Raw genomic sequence first — 15,383 nt, forward strand, 5'->3', positions numbered from 1 at the left:
CTCCCTTCTATCCTTTTATTAACATGTAAATTCTTTTTTATTCCAAATGCTTATACAAACGCTAACACTAATAATCATGATACCTAGAATCAGGACGTATAAACTGTTACTTCCTGTGCTGAGAGCATGGAAGATACTTTGAACGGATAATAAAAAGAACGATAACTGACTTATGTACAAGCAGCCGATGTAAATTCCAATCAGAAGGAAAAAGCTAATAACTGCATTTGAAATTATGATACTTATTAAACTAGCAATAGCTAAACCACACATTTGAATAATAAAAAACAATCCATATACTTGTACCGTATAGAATATTGCTTCTATAGAGGTCTTTTGTTGACCGTAGAAAGTAAAAGCATCATCTGCTTTAAAAAACACCAACCCAAGTACTATGCCAATAAAAAGAACAACAAATAAGTAGAGTAATACCATTACAGAAAGAGAAAACCATTTTGACATAAGAAAGGTTAATCGTTGAAAAGGCCTAATTAAAAATAGACGATATGCTCCTGAGTTGTATTCTACATTTAAGCTATTCAAGAAACATACAGGCATGAAAATCAAAGTAATTAAGAAAGAAGATTCCTTTAATAAAAACCATGAAAAATTCCAAGAATTTAGTGGCACTTGTTGCCCATCATTATAAATCCCAACCCCATAGTACTTCAAAAACCAAGCTTGAAGAAAAACAATAACAGTAAAAATCCCCAACATCCATTTACTTTTTTTCTGATTCCATAGTCGTTCCCATTCACTTATAACTAATGCTTTCAATTGAACTCCCTCCTAGTTTTCAAATAAAATAATCTCTTTTCACAAATGACAAGTATGCGAACATTCCAAATAAGAAAATATAAATCGCTTCCACTATAACAATGTAAATGTTTATACTATTACTTGATGAAAGTAGAAATGCTATACCTGTATGCTGAATTTTAACGATTGACATGTACATAAGATGTAGTACAGTATTAGCGCTAATTATCGTTTGGCTAGAGAATTCTAAAATCTGTGGAATTGCAATAGCAAAGAAAATAAAGGCCACCCCTGATCCAAGAGTGATCATCGTACTTCTACTTAACGCCCCTATTAATGTAAATACAGAAACAATACAAATCATAGTAATGAAACATGCAAAGAAATACTTTAAGTTATATAGTATCGCCCCTGCAATAGAAACCTTGGTTTCATCTATAAATGTTATTAATGTATCTACTTTTGGAAAGAATAAATAGCCTGCTATGGAATTAAAAATCCAAAACAAAGTTAAATATAGGAACATGGTAGTTAATATAGTAGCAAGCTTAGCTACAAAAAGTTGTGAGGTAGAAAATGGACGAATCAAAATCATTCTTAATTGTCCATTTTCTACTTCATGCGCTATAACAGTAGAAATCAGTATTATAGCGATAATATTAAACGAAACCACAAGATGCTCAGAAATACTTATTATAGGAAAATTTAAAGCAGTAACGTAATCTGGTCTTCCAGGAGAAGTATGTTGATTCCAGTTTAGATAATATTTAACTGACGCAACTACCATTAAAGGTAAGAAAAACAAGATTATCCAAGTTATTTTTTGCGTCCAAAGCCTTTCAAATTCAGAAATAAAAAGCCCCCTCATGATGTCATCATCTCCACAAACACATCTTCCAACCTTTTTGTTGGATCTGTAATTAACTCTTCTTTCCTTCCTTGGGTGATAAGCTTTCCATTTCTAATTATGACAAGGCGGTCACACATTTGCTGAATTTCATCTAGTAAATGGCTTGAAATAAAAAAGGTTAAATTTTTCTTTTCACGAAGTTCAAGAATTAATTCCCTTAGCTCTCTCATGCCCATAGGATCCAGACCATTGGCTGGCTCATCTAATAAAATAACATCTGGATCACCTAGAAGAGCTTGTGCAATCCCGAGTCGCTGTCTCATTCCTAATGAATAATTTTTAATTTTCACATCTGCATCGTCAGTTAACCTTACAATAGATAGTATTGCTTCTACTTGTTCCAATTGTTCTTTTCGAGAAAGAGCAGGGTATAATCTCGCTAAATTTTGTAGCATTTTTCTACCCGTCATATACGGGAAGAATATTGGTGATTCGATAATTGCGCCCATATTCATCAAAGCCTGTTGTCTATTTTGATTTACATCTTGACCACTTATTTTTATGACTCCTTTTGTCGGGCGAATTAATCCTGTAAACATACGCATAACAGTTGTTTTTCCTGCCCCATTCGGCCCCAGAAAACCACAAATATCTCCTTTATATATTTTAGTTGAAAAATCATTTACTATTGTCTTGCCACCTACAGTTTTTGTTAAGTGATTTGCTTCTAAAACTATTTCATTATTCATATAAAATCCCTCCTTATGGACTAATATAGAAGACAAATATTAAAAAAAAATAAAGAAAAGAAAAAAAATAAAGAAAAGAATAAAGAAAAGAAAAAAACTCACAAAAATGTGAGTTTTAGTGCATTTCAACCGTTTCATGTACAGTTACTGACTTTCTTTTCTCAAATTCCTTAAAGAGTATATGCAATACTTCTTGATTATTAGGTAAAACATAGTTCGGTTTCAAAGACATAGTCGCAATTTCAAAAGCTGTTGTTTTCAAAGGCGGAATCACTATATGTTCATATTCTTTTAAAAGTTTAACATTATTCTGAACTACTTTTTTCTCCCACATTAATTTGTTCATATTAGGAAAAAAGAGAACTGGTTTATCATGAGCAAGAATGACTGTACTTAATAAATCATCAGCTAAACCATGAGCTACTTTTGAAATAGTATTTCCTGTAGCTGGTAATACCATTAGTAAGTCTGCCCATCTAGCCAATTCCACATGACCTGGTTTACCACTTAGGGTAAGTTCCTCATCGATAAATACCTCATTACAATATAATTTCACGGTTTCTGCAGGGATAAGTTTTATTGCACTTTTTGTCATGATAACCTTTACTTCACTAAAATTCGCTTTCAATATAGCTAAATATTGAAAAATTCCAGCTACTGCAATAGAGCCGCTTACTCCTACTAATATTTTCTTAGAATTAAGCAATTGATTCATTTGGTTCATACTGTAACATCCTCTCAATTCTTGATTAGGAAATTAGAAATACTCCGTCCCACCATGGTTCCTCTACTGCGCTTAGACTTAATAATGTTAAAAGTACACCACTTACACCTTCCAATAGTCCTACCTTGTTTAGCTCGTTTGAAGTCTGCTCATTGGATTGTAAGTCTTTAAAGCCAAATGGTGCTTGAGGATCATATGCATCCATTACATAATCTATTAATTTTGTAATGGATTGCATCGATATTTCCCCATCTTCATCTTTTGCCATCCTAATAGACATTTGTAATAATCCCGCTCTTCCATGACAAAATGTTGGAGAAGATAAATCCCATTCTTCCTCACTTTGCAAAAGTGTATCTTGATAAGAACTTAATGCAATTTTCATGGCCTTCTGATCCTTCAAGGATCTCCCAGCCAGATAGAGAGCTCTTGCCACTCCTGGATTTCCATAGCACCAGCCTTTTCGCTTCGGATACACGTGGTATGATTGGTCATTGACCACTTCTTTAAAACTAAGCCTCGCAGGCCACGAACCTTCATCTTGCCATTTTATTAGCCAATCTATCATTTTACGAATCGCTTGCTTTTGTCCAGGAACTTCAATTCCTTGTTCGATAGCCAACGCCATCAAGGAAAGTGGGCCAGGCATTCCATGAGCATGGCCGCAATTGAAATTCCCATCCGGAAATAGTATCTTATCTGTTTCCAAAAACTGATTGGTGTACGGTACGTACCAACCAGGTAGAACTTCTCCATTCACCTCAATGTCATTAGACATATTAATAAAACAATTGAGAATTTGTTTGAGTGCTTCCAAATTTGATTCAAGTTGAATATTTTGCAGTAAATAACGCCCTACTCCAGTAGCACCTTGGATTGTATCGTACATAAATGGATGAACACCACATTCTTCTTTCCCGTAGTTCAATACAAGATGTAACTGCGAAAGTACAAATTCATTTAACTTTTGTAAAAATATATGATATCTTTCATAGTTACGCGAAGCATACGATGTCGCATACGCAATACCAGAAACACCGCCAAACATAGAGATACTATTCACACCTTGTTTTTCTATTGCCTTTTGTATTTCTACCAAGTGACTATGTGCAATAAGATCCCATCCCTCTTTTGGAAACTGTCGATCTAATTCTGCAAATAACATTATAGTACCTGGATAACCATGGGATAAAGTAATGGGGTCCCATGGATGAAGTTTTCCTCCATTTGGTATATTATCAGGCTCCATAACAATTTTTTCTACATACATCGGATCCTTTAATTGCTCTGCTATATCACGAACTAACTTTAATGCTTTATTTCTTTTTTCAATACTAATTCCCTGTAACCAAAATGACTTTTTTTCTGTAGTTAATTGCATATTTTTCTCCTCTCTAATTAAACATTCACTTGAATTTTGGAATAATCTATAAAATTTTTAGCTTGTAACTCAAATAGTCTTGCGTATATTCCTTTTATCTTTAATAGTTCATTATGAGTACCTAGTTCCACGACTCTACCTTTATCGAGGACCATAATTTTTGTAGCATGCCTTACAGTTGAATACCGATGGGATATAAAGAGCCCCATACAATTCTTTGTAATTTCTTTAAAATCTCTAAAAACCTCTTCTTCTGCTTCTGGATCTAATGCGGCAGTAGGTTCATCTAGAATATATAGGCTCGCATCCCTCATGTATGCTCTTGAAATGGCGATTCTTTGCCATTGCCCTCCAGATAACTGAATTCCGTTCGCAAAAGTTTTCCCAAGTTGTGTATCCATTTGGTTAGGCAAACTATTAATCATCTTTAATGCTCCAGATTTTTTAGCAGCAGCTTGTATAGCCATTACTTGATCGGCTTTTTTATAGTCACCATAGCCAATATTATCTTTAACATCTAGTTCATATCTAACAAAGTCTTGGAAAATAGCACTAATCTTATCCTGCCATTCGTTTGTACTGTATTGATGAATGGGTTTTCCATCTAATAGAATAATCCCTTCAAAGTCCGTATAAAGTTTTGTAATTAACTTTACAATCGTAGATTTACCCGAACCATTAGATCCGACAAGAGCCAATGTTTCACCTGGTTTTATGTGAAAATTCACTTTTTTTAATGTATACTCTTTTTGACCAGGATACTTAAAAGAGACATTTATAAATCGAATACCTTTTTCCTCAAAAGAGATGCTATCTAAATAAGTATTGTCTCCATTATTTGAAACATCCCTTTCTTCAGGAACGTCCAAAAATGAGAATAGTTGAGTCATATAAAGATTGTTTTGGTGCATATTAAAAATCATATACATTAATTCATTAGATGTTTTTTGTGTAGTATTTACAGCTTGAAAATAAGCGATAAGACTTCCAATAGCAATAATCCCTGTTACAGCATCCATAACCACCATAAACTGCACAAACATTACAAAAGCCACGCTGATTAATTGAAAAAACAGGTCAATCCTCATCTTTTTTAAAAGCAGACGTCTATCTTGCAGATAAAATCGATTGAACATATTTGAATAATTTTTTAGAAGTAAATTGCCCAATCCAAATAATTTCACTTCTTTTACTGTGATGTCTGTCGTTAGCAAATAGTAGTAGTAAAATTGTTTTCTTGTTTCTTCGGCACGCTTATGACTAATTAAAAAAATTTCTTTTCCAATTTTCATGATTGACCAGGAAGAGATTAGTGGTAATAGAATTAAAATTAGGGTAAACTGCCAGTTCCAAATCATTAAGATACCGGAAATAGAAATCACAGTTATTCCACTTTTTATAATCCCCATAAGTTCTTCAAAAATAGCAAATGGTTTATATGTGGAATCTTGGCGCGCCCTTTGAAGTTTGTTGTAAATTTCTGGGTTCTCGAAACTGGAATAAGGTAATCTTTTTGCTTTTTCTATTAATTTTACATTGATTTTATTAGAAAGAAGATTTCGGTAAAGCTGTTTATATGTTTCCAAAACTGATCCTGTAACACCCGTTAAAATTGTAACTAGTGCAAAGGCTATAAAAAACGGTAAAACATGAGTAAAATAATCATCCTTGTACCCATTCTGGTAGATGTTTTGTACTGTATTAACAAGGTATTGGATTGTCAAAATCAATGCTGCAGGTAATAATCCATTTACAAAATTTAAGGTAAGCACACAGAAGAAATATCCTCTGTGCGTTTCCCATAAAAGTTTAAATAAACCAGGCCAATAATGAAAAGACTTTAAAATATTTGAAAATGATAGTTTCTCATCTTCAGGTGTGTGATTGAGTATCTGTTTCATTCTGATTCCTCCAATATCGCTGGCTTGATAAGATATGCCGCGTAAAGGCAAGTGCTTTTTTTTCTAGTTCCCGATTAGCTCCCAATAGTCGATTACAATGCATATGAATAATTGCTCCCATAATTGTTTGTTGTTTATTCCAGAGCTTGTCTTCATTTTTATATTGTTGAATACTGGAAAAATATTCTTTTAATGATTCTCTCCGAACTAATAGACTTTTATAAATCTCTAGTCCAATTGATGAATTGTAATTACGTAAATTATTCCAATCACCTTCAGGATTTCCAATGTTATTTAATAATTTTCTCATTGGTCTAAATTCATCCATGAATTCATATTTATCTGTATTTCTTTCAATAGTTTCCAATTGTTGTTCATAAGTTAAACCAAAATTCTCCATAATCTCAATTATGTTTAAGGATGCCAGTGCATGTACTGGCAGTTCAGCTTGTTGTCCGATCACATTAAGAAGCATTGTTACTGACCTACTATCGTAATGGAAGAAATTCTCGGCCAATTCTATCAGATACGGACCACCATATCGCTCTATTTCTCGTTCATACGTATCAATCGTCATTTTATGAATAAATCCAGAGTTCATTAAATTATTTGCCCAATCCCTTAAATGAGTAAGAACAGATGCATTCAACTTCTTGGGATCTCCATAAAATCGCAAACGAATATGAGCATCTGGATCACGATATCGCATGAAGAACCATGATTGAGCCAAACCATTTTGTACAATATTATTAGCAAATGATGTCATATATTTTGAAATAAATTCATTCTCTCTTGCTTGTGGAACATAGAGCTTAACATATAGCCATTCACTTCCGGGCAAACGATAAATCATTTTCTCACTAACCATCTCTTTTTTTCCGTCTTCAACAGCTCCTAAACTCTTCCTTTTAGCGACATCGTTCATTTTTTTCAACGGAAATACAACTTCCATTGCATGACTACCCAGCGGGCTGCTAAGGCAATTTTTATTGATGTCATGTAATGATTCTCTCAACTGTAATCTACCCTGCTTAAAAAGTTCATTCTTTAATTCTCGAAGATGAAGAATATTTTCAAGATCAATTAAAATCCTATTGTCACTATACGTCATAAATACATAGCGTGGAACAGCCCATTTCACTCTCCATTTTTCAAATAGGATTAAAAATTCATCATCACTTTTAGGTTTATTTTTCATACCAATAGTTTCTCTATTTAACTTCCAAATTGCAGGAGACAGAATGATATTTTTGTAACGAATCCTTGGATAATAAGGTGAAGATGTCATATTACCCCAATTGAATGTTCTCCAGTGGTCTAAATCATTTAGGGAAACTTCTCTCATAAAGCGATAAATATTAGGGCCACTTTGGTAATTTAGTACATTACCAGCTACCACTTTAATTCTTTTCCCAAATTTTTTAGATTTCAGATAAAAGTTTTCTAATGATGCTCCAACGACAATATCATCAATTGGAATTTGCAAAGTATCTTCATCTCCATTTGTTCCAAGAGTTACAGTTACTTCTCTTGTAGTTTTTCCAATTGCCACATTCGCTGAACGGCCAGTTGCCGGAAGAAAACTTCCCTCTACCATAACGATATCATTATTAAATTGATGGTCAATCTCCGCTTCTTGTTGCTGAATTTCACGTCTAACATTTGGATCTAAGATATCTAAAAATCGACCAAATGTGCTTCCTGCTGCATGAGATCCTGGATTTGGGCTTAGGCATAAATTATACTTTCCATTGTCTAATTCCTCTTGCGAAGTAGCATACAATTCTCCATATACTTCAAATGAATCTGGAGCGTATCGAGTATCTTTTTCTATTCCAATTCTGCTAATTATTTCATCAGTAATTTCAATTTCTTTTTGCTGATTATGAATAGCTTCAATAAGCATATATGATAATTGGACATTACGTTCTTCATCTAAAGGCGGCGTAAAATTTTCTCCATCCCTATTTCCTTTTGGATTTTTATATGTCGCGGGTGCTCCAAGCCCTAATTCCTCACTTAAAAGTTCTACCAATGGAACTTCCCTAGTTGTTCCGTATTTTTCTAAAAATTCAATATGATATTTTTGGAGATGAGGAAATCCAACTCCGCTATCGGCTATGCTCCATAACACTTGAGCTGCTTTACTAACATCATTTGCTACGTTTTTTCCTATAGCTAAATCATGCATATTTAAAGCGAAATCTACTTGAAGAGGCGTTGAAACTTCATAAATCCCCTTCATTAATAGGATAAGATCGTTGTATATAGAAAGCCCCTTTCCAAGCTGTAATTGGTCATAAACAAGTATTAAATCTTTTACCTTCAGTAAATCTTCCCATATTTGATCTTCACCAACTCTTACTTTTAACTTGTCAATCACATAATCAAATGGGGAGTCATATGTAAGTGGCGGTCTTAGCTCAGTTATAAGGTATTCTTGCTCTACCAACTGGAGAATAAAGTTTTCCATTACCTTTATATCTGTGCCTGGATAGTCATTATTCAACTTTTGGAGAAGCTCTTTCACTGTAATATGTGTTTCAGCTAAATCTAAAACTTTCTTAACAACTTCACTATATGTAATTGAAATATTTTCTTTTTTCTCCATATCTTTCTTACGAAGTTGTCCACATTCAGTTGAAAAAGGTAAATATAGGCGGTTTCCGACACGATAAGTAGCATGATTTTTACTAACCATTAAAAATTGGAGAATACAAGGATTTTTTTCAAGTGATGAAACCACTCCCAATAACCATTCCATATCAGGCCGAGTTCTTTTCTTAAATTGTTCAAAATGGCTCATTTCAAGTAAAGATTTTTCTTTAAACTCTCCGGATGCTACCCCGGAAAAAGCTCCAAAAGGTGTTGGGCGTGTTGTCATTCTTAACATATATCGTAATACAGAAGATATTACTTGTTGTGTTTTCCTATTACTTAAATCACCATGTATATATTTAAGAGATTCAAGCAATGAAGGACTTGCAATGGCAATGGCTTCCTTAATGTAATCCATTTCTGCATATTCCCTTAATTTTTCAATCAATAATTCTTGATCCTTAATTTGATATAGTGCGTTAAATGGTAAAAACGGGGATCTAATCATAAAAAATGGTAGAGGTTCAAATATATTATTACATGCGGTTTTATTTGATGTATGAATAGTCTTCCTTTTTTCTGTAATCATTTGGAATCTTCCCTTCTGTTCTAATCAAATATTATAATAGGAGAAAAAGAGGGACACATCTGTGTTCCCTCTTTTTTGGCATTCAATTAGCAACAGAAGCTATTGAATGAACCTGTGTTTCCACAGCCAGGCGTACAAGCTGAAATACTTGTAATTTGTGGATCTACATCACCTGAAGCTGTTGTTACTTGAACATCCAAATCAAAAAGGTTTTTTTCGTTAATCATTTTCTTTTCCCCCTAAAGTTTTTTTAAGACAATATGTCTTATGTAGCAATTAGCAACAGAAGCTATTGAATGAACCTGTGTTTCCACAGCCAGGCGTACAAGCTGAAATACTTGTAATTTGTGGATCTACATCACCTGAAGCTGTTGTTACTTGAACATCCAAATCAAAAAGGTTTTTTTCGTTAATCATTTTCTTTTCCCCCTAAAGTTTTTTTAAGACAATATGTCTTATGTAGCAATTAGCAACAGAAGCTATTGAATGAACCTGTGTTTCCACAACCAGGCGTACAAGCTGAAATACTTGTAATTTGTGGATCTACATCACCTGAAGCTGTTGTTACTTGAACATCCAAATCAAAAAGGTTTTTTTCGTTAATCATTTTCTTTTCCCCCTAAAGTTTTTTTAAGACAATATGTCTTATGTAGCAATTAGCAACAGAAGCTATTGAATGAACCTGTGTTTCCACAACCAGGCGTACAAGCTGAAATACTTGTAATTTGTGGATCTACATCACCTGAAGCTGTTGTTACTTGAACATCCAAATCAAAAAGGTTTTTTTCGTTAATCATTTTCTTTTCCCCCTAAAATTTTTATTAAGACGTTATGTCTTATGTGTCTAATTTATCAGATAAATATCCTAGTAGAATCCGTATATTCCGCAAGTTTATATTGTAAATTCACGCATAATAAAAAAAATATATGTAAATTAAGTATTAAAAATTTAAGGACTATATTGAAAATATCCCATTTTTATTGTATTTTTTTTATATAGAACTAAAATACAGAATATTTGGAAAGAGGGTTATTTTTATGAATAAAGCAATATGGGAATTTTTAATGGAGATGAAAAAAAACAAACTTACCTTTGAAACTTATGAATTATGTCCTTCATTGGAGACACTATCAGTTGAAGAGCGAATTGTATTAGATGAGTATGCAAAGGATTTCCGGGTGAAAATTGATGGTGGAAATCAGTGGGTTTAAAGATTGTTTAATCAATCATATTGATTACCATATCTCCTACCGTAATCAAAGTGATGAATCTGAAATACTTCTACTTATTCAGAAATGTCTTTCTCATAAAGGAAAGGTTTTAAATCCTGAATATTCTGGCTTCTCGTGGGGAGAGCTATATCTAGCTCTTTCTTTTTTGACCAAACGACAACCAATAACAAAAAGAGAATTAGATAAGGCAATGGGGGTTGAATTTATCTTTTTATCAGCGGATATAATAGATGATTTGTGTGATGGAGACGTATTAGATCCATTATATTTTAAAAACGAATATCCTCGTTTTTTGTTAGTTTCTCAATATTTACTTATGCAAGGACTGATATACTTAACTTATAAGACAAAAGATACTGCAACACGAGATCTTCTCCAACAATTGATACATTCGTGTTGTGGAGAATGGAAAGATATCCAATTTTGTTTTTCAATAGATAAAAAAATAATTTTAAGTGAAGAAGAATATATGAAACTTATTGAAAAGAAATCCGGTCTACTCACAGAAATTATCTTTCGAACTATTAATCCTGAAAATAGAATTTTAAAAGAAATTACATCTTATATAGGGATAGCTGGTCAGCTAAGAAATGATGCTAATGATGCCATGACAGATAATAAAAATGACCTTCAGGACTTAAAGGCTTATCTTCCTTTTTTAAAAGCTTATGAATATAGTTGCAAAACACAGGATAATTTTTTTGAAAATTTAACGGATGAACAAATATCTTCGTCACCTGAAGTTCGGGCATTAGTCCGGGATTACATAGAACAATCTGGAGCACTTCACTATTGTCGTATCCTATCTCAACTATATTATAGAAAAGCATTTGCACTCTTAGAAATGCATTTTGTTCTTTCTAAAGACGAAATGACTTATTTTCAAATGATGGTTATGGGCAGAGGTCACTCCTATGCGTAATATTTGGTTCTGTATACCTTTAAGCATTTTATATTTATTAATACTTTTAATAAATACTTACTATTTTCACTCTAGTAATTTTAAAGAAAGCGTTAACTCTTTATTAATTAGTCATTTTTATATGATCAGCGTTATTAGTCTTATTTTTTTTACTATAGGATTAATTAGCTTTTTAAAAAAAAGACAATCTATTGTAGCAAAAAAATTCTTTTCTCTAACATCAGTCTTTGGGATAGCTATTTTAACATCCTTATTATCTAGCTATGATATAAATATTTTTAAAGCTATAGAGGTGAGTAGTATTTTTATACTTTCTTATCTCTTAATAAGTTTTTTCTCTAATTTCCCTGTATCTACCAAACCAAAATATGTAAAAATATTCAACCTTGTATCATTTGTAATTTCAACAGGATTGACAATTATTTATATAATTTTTTGTTGTTTTGGATATATGTCTAACAATAATTTTAGCTTTTTATTTAAAGTTTTACTAATTACTAACCTATTTCTGAGTATTAGCATCTGTGTTTTTCTTGTTTCATTACATTTACGAGAAAATAACCTTAAGGTGAAAAGTCAATTATATATTCTGATTTTTGGTATTATTCTTAGTTTTTTACCTATTGTTCTACTTAATCTGATTCCCGGTCTACTTTTTGGGGAATCTAAAATTCCATTTACATATTGTTTACCTAGTATTATTATATTTCCTTTAACTATTTCTTATTTATTAATAAAGCAAGAAGTTATCGAATTTGAGATTAGAATTTCTAAATGGCTAACAAACTTACTCTTTTACTTGCTCAATTTCTTATTTTTAAATTTTTCGGTTGAGCAATTCATAGATTTGTCACAAAAAGAAATATTTATACTATGCGGCTTAAGTGTATTATCTGTTGTACTCTCTGTATATATATATAAACTTATTCTCTCATTATTTAGGTATTTAAACATAAAAAAGGATGCACAATCAGGTTTACATAAGATTGAGCTTTTTCAAACACTCTCGAAGGAAAAACATGCTAAAGAACTTGCAAAATTAGTCGGACAGCTTATTAACCAGATGTTTAACATTAACGGCGTTTCCATAATATGGAATTCAAATAGTATTTATCATTCATTATATGAGACAGGTATTTTTCAGGATATGGATAAATTTGAGCTGTTTAACCAATTGAATCAACTTGAACAGAATTACTTACTAAAGGAAGGTACTACTCCTATTCATATTCAGTTTGAAAAATACCACTTAATTTGTTTTCCAATACTCATTTACCAAGGCATGCAGGGAGCTATTATTATTGGTGAAAAAAATGATTATACATTATTTAAACCTCAAGAAATTAATGAACTTGAAGAGGTTGTAATAAACTCGGCAAATTTACTATTAAGTGTTAATACCCTCAATAGTAATAAAAAAGAAATTCGAAAAGCAAAGGTAAAAGCTCAAAACTGGAAACAATTTAACTATCAGATTATTCAATCTCTAGAGAATGAAAGGAAAAGACTTTCGATTTTCTTACATGATGAAATTCTTCAAATTCTTATTTTGCAATTAAACGAAATAAGAATGCTTCAGACCAAAAGAAACTTTTCTATAGACATATTAAATTCAATGGATGAGCAACTTGAAGATATTATCTATAGCATTAGAAAAATGTGTCATAATCTTCACCCTATTATCGTAGAAGATTTAGGTTTAGAAGCAAGTTTACACACACTAAAACGCGAGTTCGAATTAAATTATCGCATTCTCATTCATATACAATTTAATTGCAAATTAAAAATTCTCTCGAAAAATCTCGAAATACAGATTTATCGTATTATAAAAGAGCTACTGAATAATGCTATTAAGCACTCCAAGGGGAATAATGTTCAAATACATATCATAGAAGAAAGAGGCTGCTATGTTTGTACTGTAGAAGATGACGGCATAGGCTTTTGTGTTCCGAACAGTTTTTCTGAATTTAGTACAAGCAACCACCTTGGTCTAATGACCATCCAGCGTCAAATTTCCGAGTTGAACGGAAATTTGAGAATATCTTCTGAAAAAGAACATGGAACATTAGTCACATTTACCATACCAGTAAATTGGGAGGAAAATAATGAGTATACATACACTACTAGTGGATGACCATTTGTTGGTTATGCTAGGCATCCAAAGACTACTAGAATCTGAGGAAGATATTGAGGTGATTAATACCGTTCACGATCCTTCCATATTAATTAAAACTGTGGAAGATACCCGTCCTGATGTAATTGTTACAGACATCAGGATGAAGCAGTATAATGGTATTGAACTTACAAAAGATTTATTGTCAAAATTTCCGGATGTAAAGGTTGTAATTCTATCAGGATATGATCATGAAGAATATTATAATGCGGCCTTTGAAGCTGGAGCAAGTGCATACATTACGAAAGAAAGATCAGCATTTGACCTAGCTAACGCAATTCGTCAAAGTCACATGGGATATATACTATTTTCTAAGAATCAGATTATGGGAAATAATATTGAAGCACTAACTTCTGCTGAACAAAGAATATTACTCTTAATCTCAAAAGATAAAACAAATTATGAGATTAGTACGGACCTTTCAATCAGTAAAAGAACTGTAGAATATCACATTTCTTCAATTATTAGAAAACTGGGTGTAGATTCAAGAGTTGGAGCAGTCGTAAAAGGGATTAAAAAAGGATTAATTGAAGGTTTTTAAGGATAAGGTGACATTGCAGAACTGTTATGTCTAAAAGTTTATTGATAAATACAGAGACACAGAATCATAGTATATAACCACCAATACCTGCAAATGAAGAAATAGGACTCATGATTGGGTCCTATTTCTTCATTTGAGATAACTTTAACCAGATAAAAATTACAATCTTTTATTATATTCATAAATTCCCTCCCCATTATATTTTAAATTCATTCTGTATATGTTCCCACCACATTTCTCTCAGGCTGGAAAAGCAAAATCTTGCTCAAAATGAAAACACGCCATCCTTTCCTATGATTCTACAGAAAGAATAGCGTATTTTTTTATTTTAGGGAGGATTTTATTTTATTAGCTTAATAGCGCTGGATTACCGTCAAAGTTCCAAAAACCTCAAAATTTATCCGTTTTTCCTTTTTACCTACTTACCAAATTCAGCAAGTAAAATATTTTTAAAAGGATTAGGACTGTCAGCTCTACCCAAACTGTTCAAACTGACGGCCAACGTATGCTTACCTCCAAGTATACCTCCAGCAAAAGTACTAAATCCTGGTATTCATATTGTTTATTATATTTCTCTTATTTATTACTAAATCAATTTCTTCAATTGAAAAACCCATATCTTTACAAAAGAAGATTTGGCTAATTCTTTGTAGGTCTTCATTTCCATACAATCTATAGTTATTTTTACCTACCTTTGGCTGAACTAATCCTTTTTCTTCATAGAATCGAAGTATTTCTTTCGTAGTATTAAAAATCTTAATTACATCACTTTTAGTTAACTTATAGCTATCCATCTAATTATATTGCCTCCTATAAGGAATAATGTTCATACTATAAACTATGTGGTTACTTCATAGTCAATAAATAAAAAAATTTAAAATCAAAACTGGCTGTTTTTAGTGATGAAGGAGTACATGTCTGGTTCTGTTGCAAAGTTTCTTAACAGCTAAAAAGTTGGTATGA

Annotated in this window: 16 protein-coding genes; 4 read left to right on the forward strand and 12 right to left on the reverse strand. The window is 32.2% G+C overall.

Annotated features, from left to right (window positions below; genetic code table 11):
* Nucleotides 1-18: 18 nt before the first annotated feature.
* The 11 genes from LCF45_RS15940 to LCF45_RS15990 form a co-directional block, all read right to left on the reverse strand.
* Nucleotides 19-777, reverse strand: coding sequence for an ABC transporter permease (locus LCF45_RS15940; protein ID WP_002128193.1), 759 nt, complete (start codon nucleotides 775-777; stop codon nucleotides 19-21).
* 19 nt (nucleotides 778-796) lie between these two features.
* Nucleotides 797-1,627 (reverse strand): ABC transporter permease, encoded by an 831-nt coding sequence (locus tag LCF45_RS15945; protein ID WP_002128195.1) that lies wholly within the window; start codon nucleotides 1,625-1,627, stop codon nucleotides 797-799.
* Nucleotides 1,624-2,358, reverse strand: a complete 735-nt coding sequence (locus tag LCF45_RS15950; RefSeq protein ID WP_001058380.1) for an ABC transporter ATP-binding protein — start codon at nucleotides 2,356-2,358, stop codon at nucleotides 1,624-1,626. The genes LCF45_RS15945 and LCF45_RS15950 overlap by 4 nt, the downstream gene beginning before the upstream one ends.
* A gap of 115 nt (nucleotides 2,359-2,473) precedes the next feature.
* Nucleotides 2,474-3,082, reverse strand: a complete 609-nt coding sequence (locus LCF45_RS15955) for a flavoprotein (protein WP_263892962.1) — start codon at nucleotides 3,080-3,082, stop codon at nucleotides 2,474-2,476.
* A gap of 25 nt (nucleotides 3,083-3,107) precedes the next feature.
* Nucleotides 3,108-4,463 (reverse strand): lanthionine synthetase C family protein, encoded by a 1,356-nt coding sequence (locus LCF45_RS15960; RefSeq protein WP_263892963.1) that lies wholly within the window; start codon nucleotides 4,461-4,463, stop codon nucleotides 3,108-3,110.
* A 17-nt stretch (nucleotides 4,464-4,480) separates the two neighbouring features.
* On the reverse strand, nucleotides 4,481-6,364 hold the full coding sequence (locus LCF45_RS15965) for an ABC transporter ATP-binding protein (protein ID WP_002128199.1): 1,884 nt from the start codon (nucleotides 6,362-6,364) through the stop codon (nucleotides 4,481-4,483).
* Nucleotides 6,336-9,551, reverse strand: coding sequence for a lantibiotic dehydratase (locus LCF45_RS15970; protein WP_002128200.1), 3,216 nt, complete (start codon nucleotides 9,549-9,551; stop codon nucleotides 6,336-6,338). The genes LCF45_RS15965 and LCF45_RS15970 overlap by 29 nt, the downstream gene beginning before the upstream one ends.
* 86 nt (nucleotides 9,552-9,637) lie before the next feature.
* Complete coding sequence (locus LCF45_RS15975; protein ID WP_000606628.1) at nucleotides 9,638-9,778, reverse strand: gallidermin/nisin family lantibiotic; 141 nt, start codon at nucleotides 9,776-9,778, stop codon at nucleotides 9,638-9,640.
* A gap of 49 nt (nucleotides 9,779-9,827) precedes the next feature.
* Nucleotides 9,828-9,968 carry a gallidermin/nisin family lantibiotic gene (locus tag LCF45_RS15980; protein ID WP_000606628.1) on the reverse strand — a complete coding sequence of 47 codons (141 nt, stop codon included), beginning with the start codon at nucleotides 9,966-9,968 and terminating at the stop codon, nucleotides 9,828-9,830.
* Nucleotides 9,969-10,017: 49 nt separating this feature from the next.
* Nucleotides 10,018-10,158: a gallidermin/nisin family lantibiotic gene (locus tag LCF45_RS15985; RefSeq protein WP_000606628.1), complete on the reverse strand. Its 141-nt coding sequence runs from the start codon at nucleotides 10,156-10,158 to the stop codon at nucleotides 10,018-10,020.
* A gap of 49 nt (nucleotides 10,159-10,207) precedes the next feature.
* On the reverse strand, nucleotides 10,208-10,348 hold the full coding sequence (locus tag LCF45_RS15990) for a gallidermin/nisin family lantibiotic (protein WP_000606628.1): 141 nt from the start codon (nucleotides 10,346-10,348) through the stop codon (nucleotides 10,208-10,210).
* 241 nt (nucleotides 10,349-10,589) lie between these two features.
* Here LCF45_RS15990 and LCF45_RS15995 point away from each other — a divergent pair, with 241 nt between their 5' ends.
* Genes LCF45_RS15995 through LCF45_RS16010 form a run of 4 tightly spaced genes read left to right on the forward strand, consistent with a single transcriptional unit; the run spans nucleotide 10,590 to nucleotide 14,420 of the window.
* Nucleotides 10,590-10,763, forward strand: a complete 174-nt coding sequence (locus LCF45_RS15995) for a hypothetical protein (protein WP_001030236.1) — start codon at nucleotides 10,590-10,592, stop codon at nucleotides 10,761-10,763.
* Nucleotides 10,738-11,706, forward strand: a complete 969-nt coding sequence (locus LCF45_RS16000) for a polyprenyl synthetase family protein (protein WP_002128202.1) — start codon at nucleotides 10,738-10,740, stop codon at nucleotides 11,704-11,706. The genes LCF45_RS15995 and LCF45_RS16000 overlap by 26 nt, the downstream gene beginning before the upstream one ends.
* Nucleotides 11,699-13,840, forward strand: coding sequence for a sensor histidine kinase (locus LCF45_RS16005; protein ID WP_033730040.1), 2,142 nt, complete (start codon nucleotides 11,699-11,701; stop codon nucleotides 13,838-13,840). Before LCF45_RS16000 ends, LCF45_RS16005 begins: the two co-directional genes overlap by 8 nt.
* A complete protein-coding gene (locus LCF45_RS16010; protein ID WP_002128205.1) occupies nucleotides 13,812-14,420 on the forward strand; it encodes a response regulator transcription factor in 609 nt (202 codons plus the stop codon). Before LCF45_RS16005 ends, LCF45_RS16010 begins: the two co-directional genes overlap by 29 nt.
* Nucleotides 14,421-14,959: 539 nt before the next feature.
* On the opposite strand, the gene LCF45_RS16015 is transcribed toward LCF45_RS16010, so the two are convergent.
* Entirely contained in the window at nucleotides 14,960-15,214 is a 255-nt protein-coding gene (locus LCF45_RS16015; protein ID WP_242476675.1) for a MerR family transcriptional regulator, read from the reverse strand.
* Nucleotides 15,215-15,383 lie beyond the last annotated feature (169 nt).

Source organism: Bacillus sp. 41-22 (assembly GCF_025809295.1).
GTDB lineage: Bacteria > Bacillota > Bacilli > Bacillales > Bacillaceae_G > Bacillus_A > Bacillus_A mycoides.

Excerpts from the sequence above, each read along its gene's own strand:
- LCF45_RS15945 (WP_002128195.1), bottom strand. The coding sequence starts at position 1,627 with ATGAGGGGGCTTTTTATTTCTGAATTTGAAAGGCTTTGGACGCAAAAA.
- LCF45_RS15950 (WP_001058380.1), bottom strand. The coding sequence starts at position 2,358 with ATGAATAATGAAATAGTTTTAGAAGCAAATCACTTAACAAAAACTGTA.
- LCF45_RS15955 (WP_263892962.1), bottom strand. The coding sequence starts at position 3,082 with ATGAACCAAATGAATCAATTGCTTAATTCTAAGAAAATATTAGTAGGA.
- LCF45_RS15960 (WP_263892963.1), bottom strand. The coding sequence starts at position 4,463 with ATGCAATTAACTACAGAAAAAAAGTCATTTTGGTTACAGGGAATTAGT.
- LCF45_RS15965 (WP_002128199.1), bottom strand. The coding sequence starts at position 6,364 with ATGAAACAGATACTCAATCACACACCTGAAGATGAGAAACTATCATTT.
- LCF45_RS15970 (WP_002128200.1), bottom strand. The coding sequence starts at position 9,551 with ATGATTACAGAAAAAAGGAAGACTATTCATACATCAAATAAAACCGCA.
- LCF45_RS15975 (WP_000606628.1), bottom strand. The coding sequence starts at position 9,778 with ATGATTAACGAAAAAAACCTTTTTGATTTGGATGTTCAAGTAACAACA.
- LCF45_RS15980 (WP_000606628.1), bottom strand. The coding sequence starts at position 9,968 with ATGATTAACGAAAAAAACCTTTTTGATTTGGATGTTCAAGTAACAACA.
- LCF45_RS15985 (WP_000606628.1), bottom strand. The coding sequence starts at position 10,158 with ATGATTAACGAAAAAAACCTTTTTGATTTGGATGTTCAAGTAACAACA.
- LCF45_RS15990 (WP_000606628.1), bottom strand. The coding sequence starts at position 10,348 with ATGATTAACGAAAAAAACCTTTTTGATTTGGATGTTCAAGTAACAACA.
- LCF45_RS15995 (WP_001030236.1), top strand. The coding sequence starts at position 10,590 with ATGAATAAAGCAATATGGGAATTTTTAATGGAGATGAAAAAAAACAAA.
- LCF45_RS16005 (WP_033730040.1), top strand. The coding sequence starts at position 11,699 with ATGCGTAATATTTGGTTCTGTATACCTTTAAGCATTTTATATTTATTA.
- LCF45_RS16010 (WP_002128205.1), top strand. The coding sequence starts at position 13,812 with ATGAGTATACATACACTACTAGTGGATGACCATTTGTTGGTTATGCTA.
- LCF45_RS16015 (WP_242476675.1), bottom strand. The coding sequence starts at position 15,214 with ATGGATAGCTATAAGTTAACTAAAAGTGATGTAATTAAGATTTTTAAT.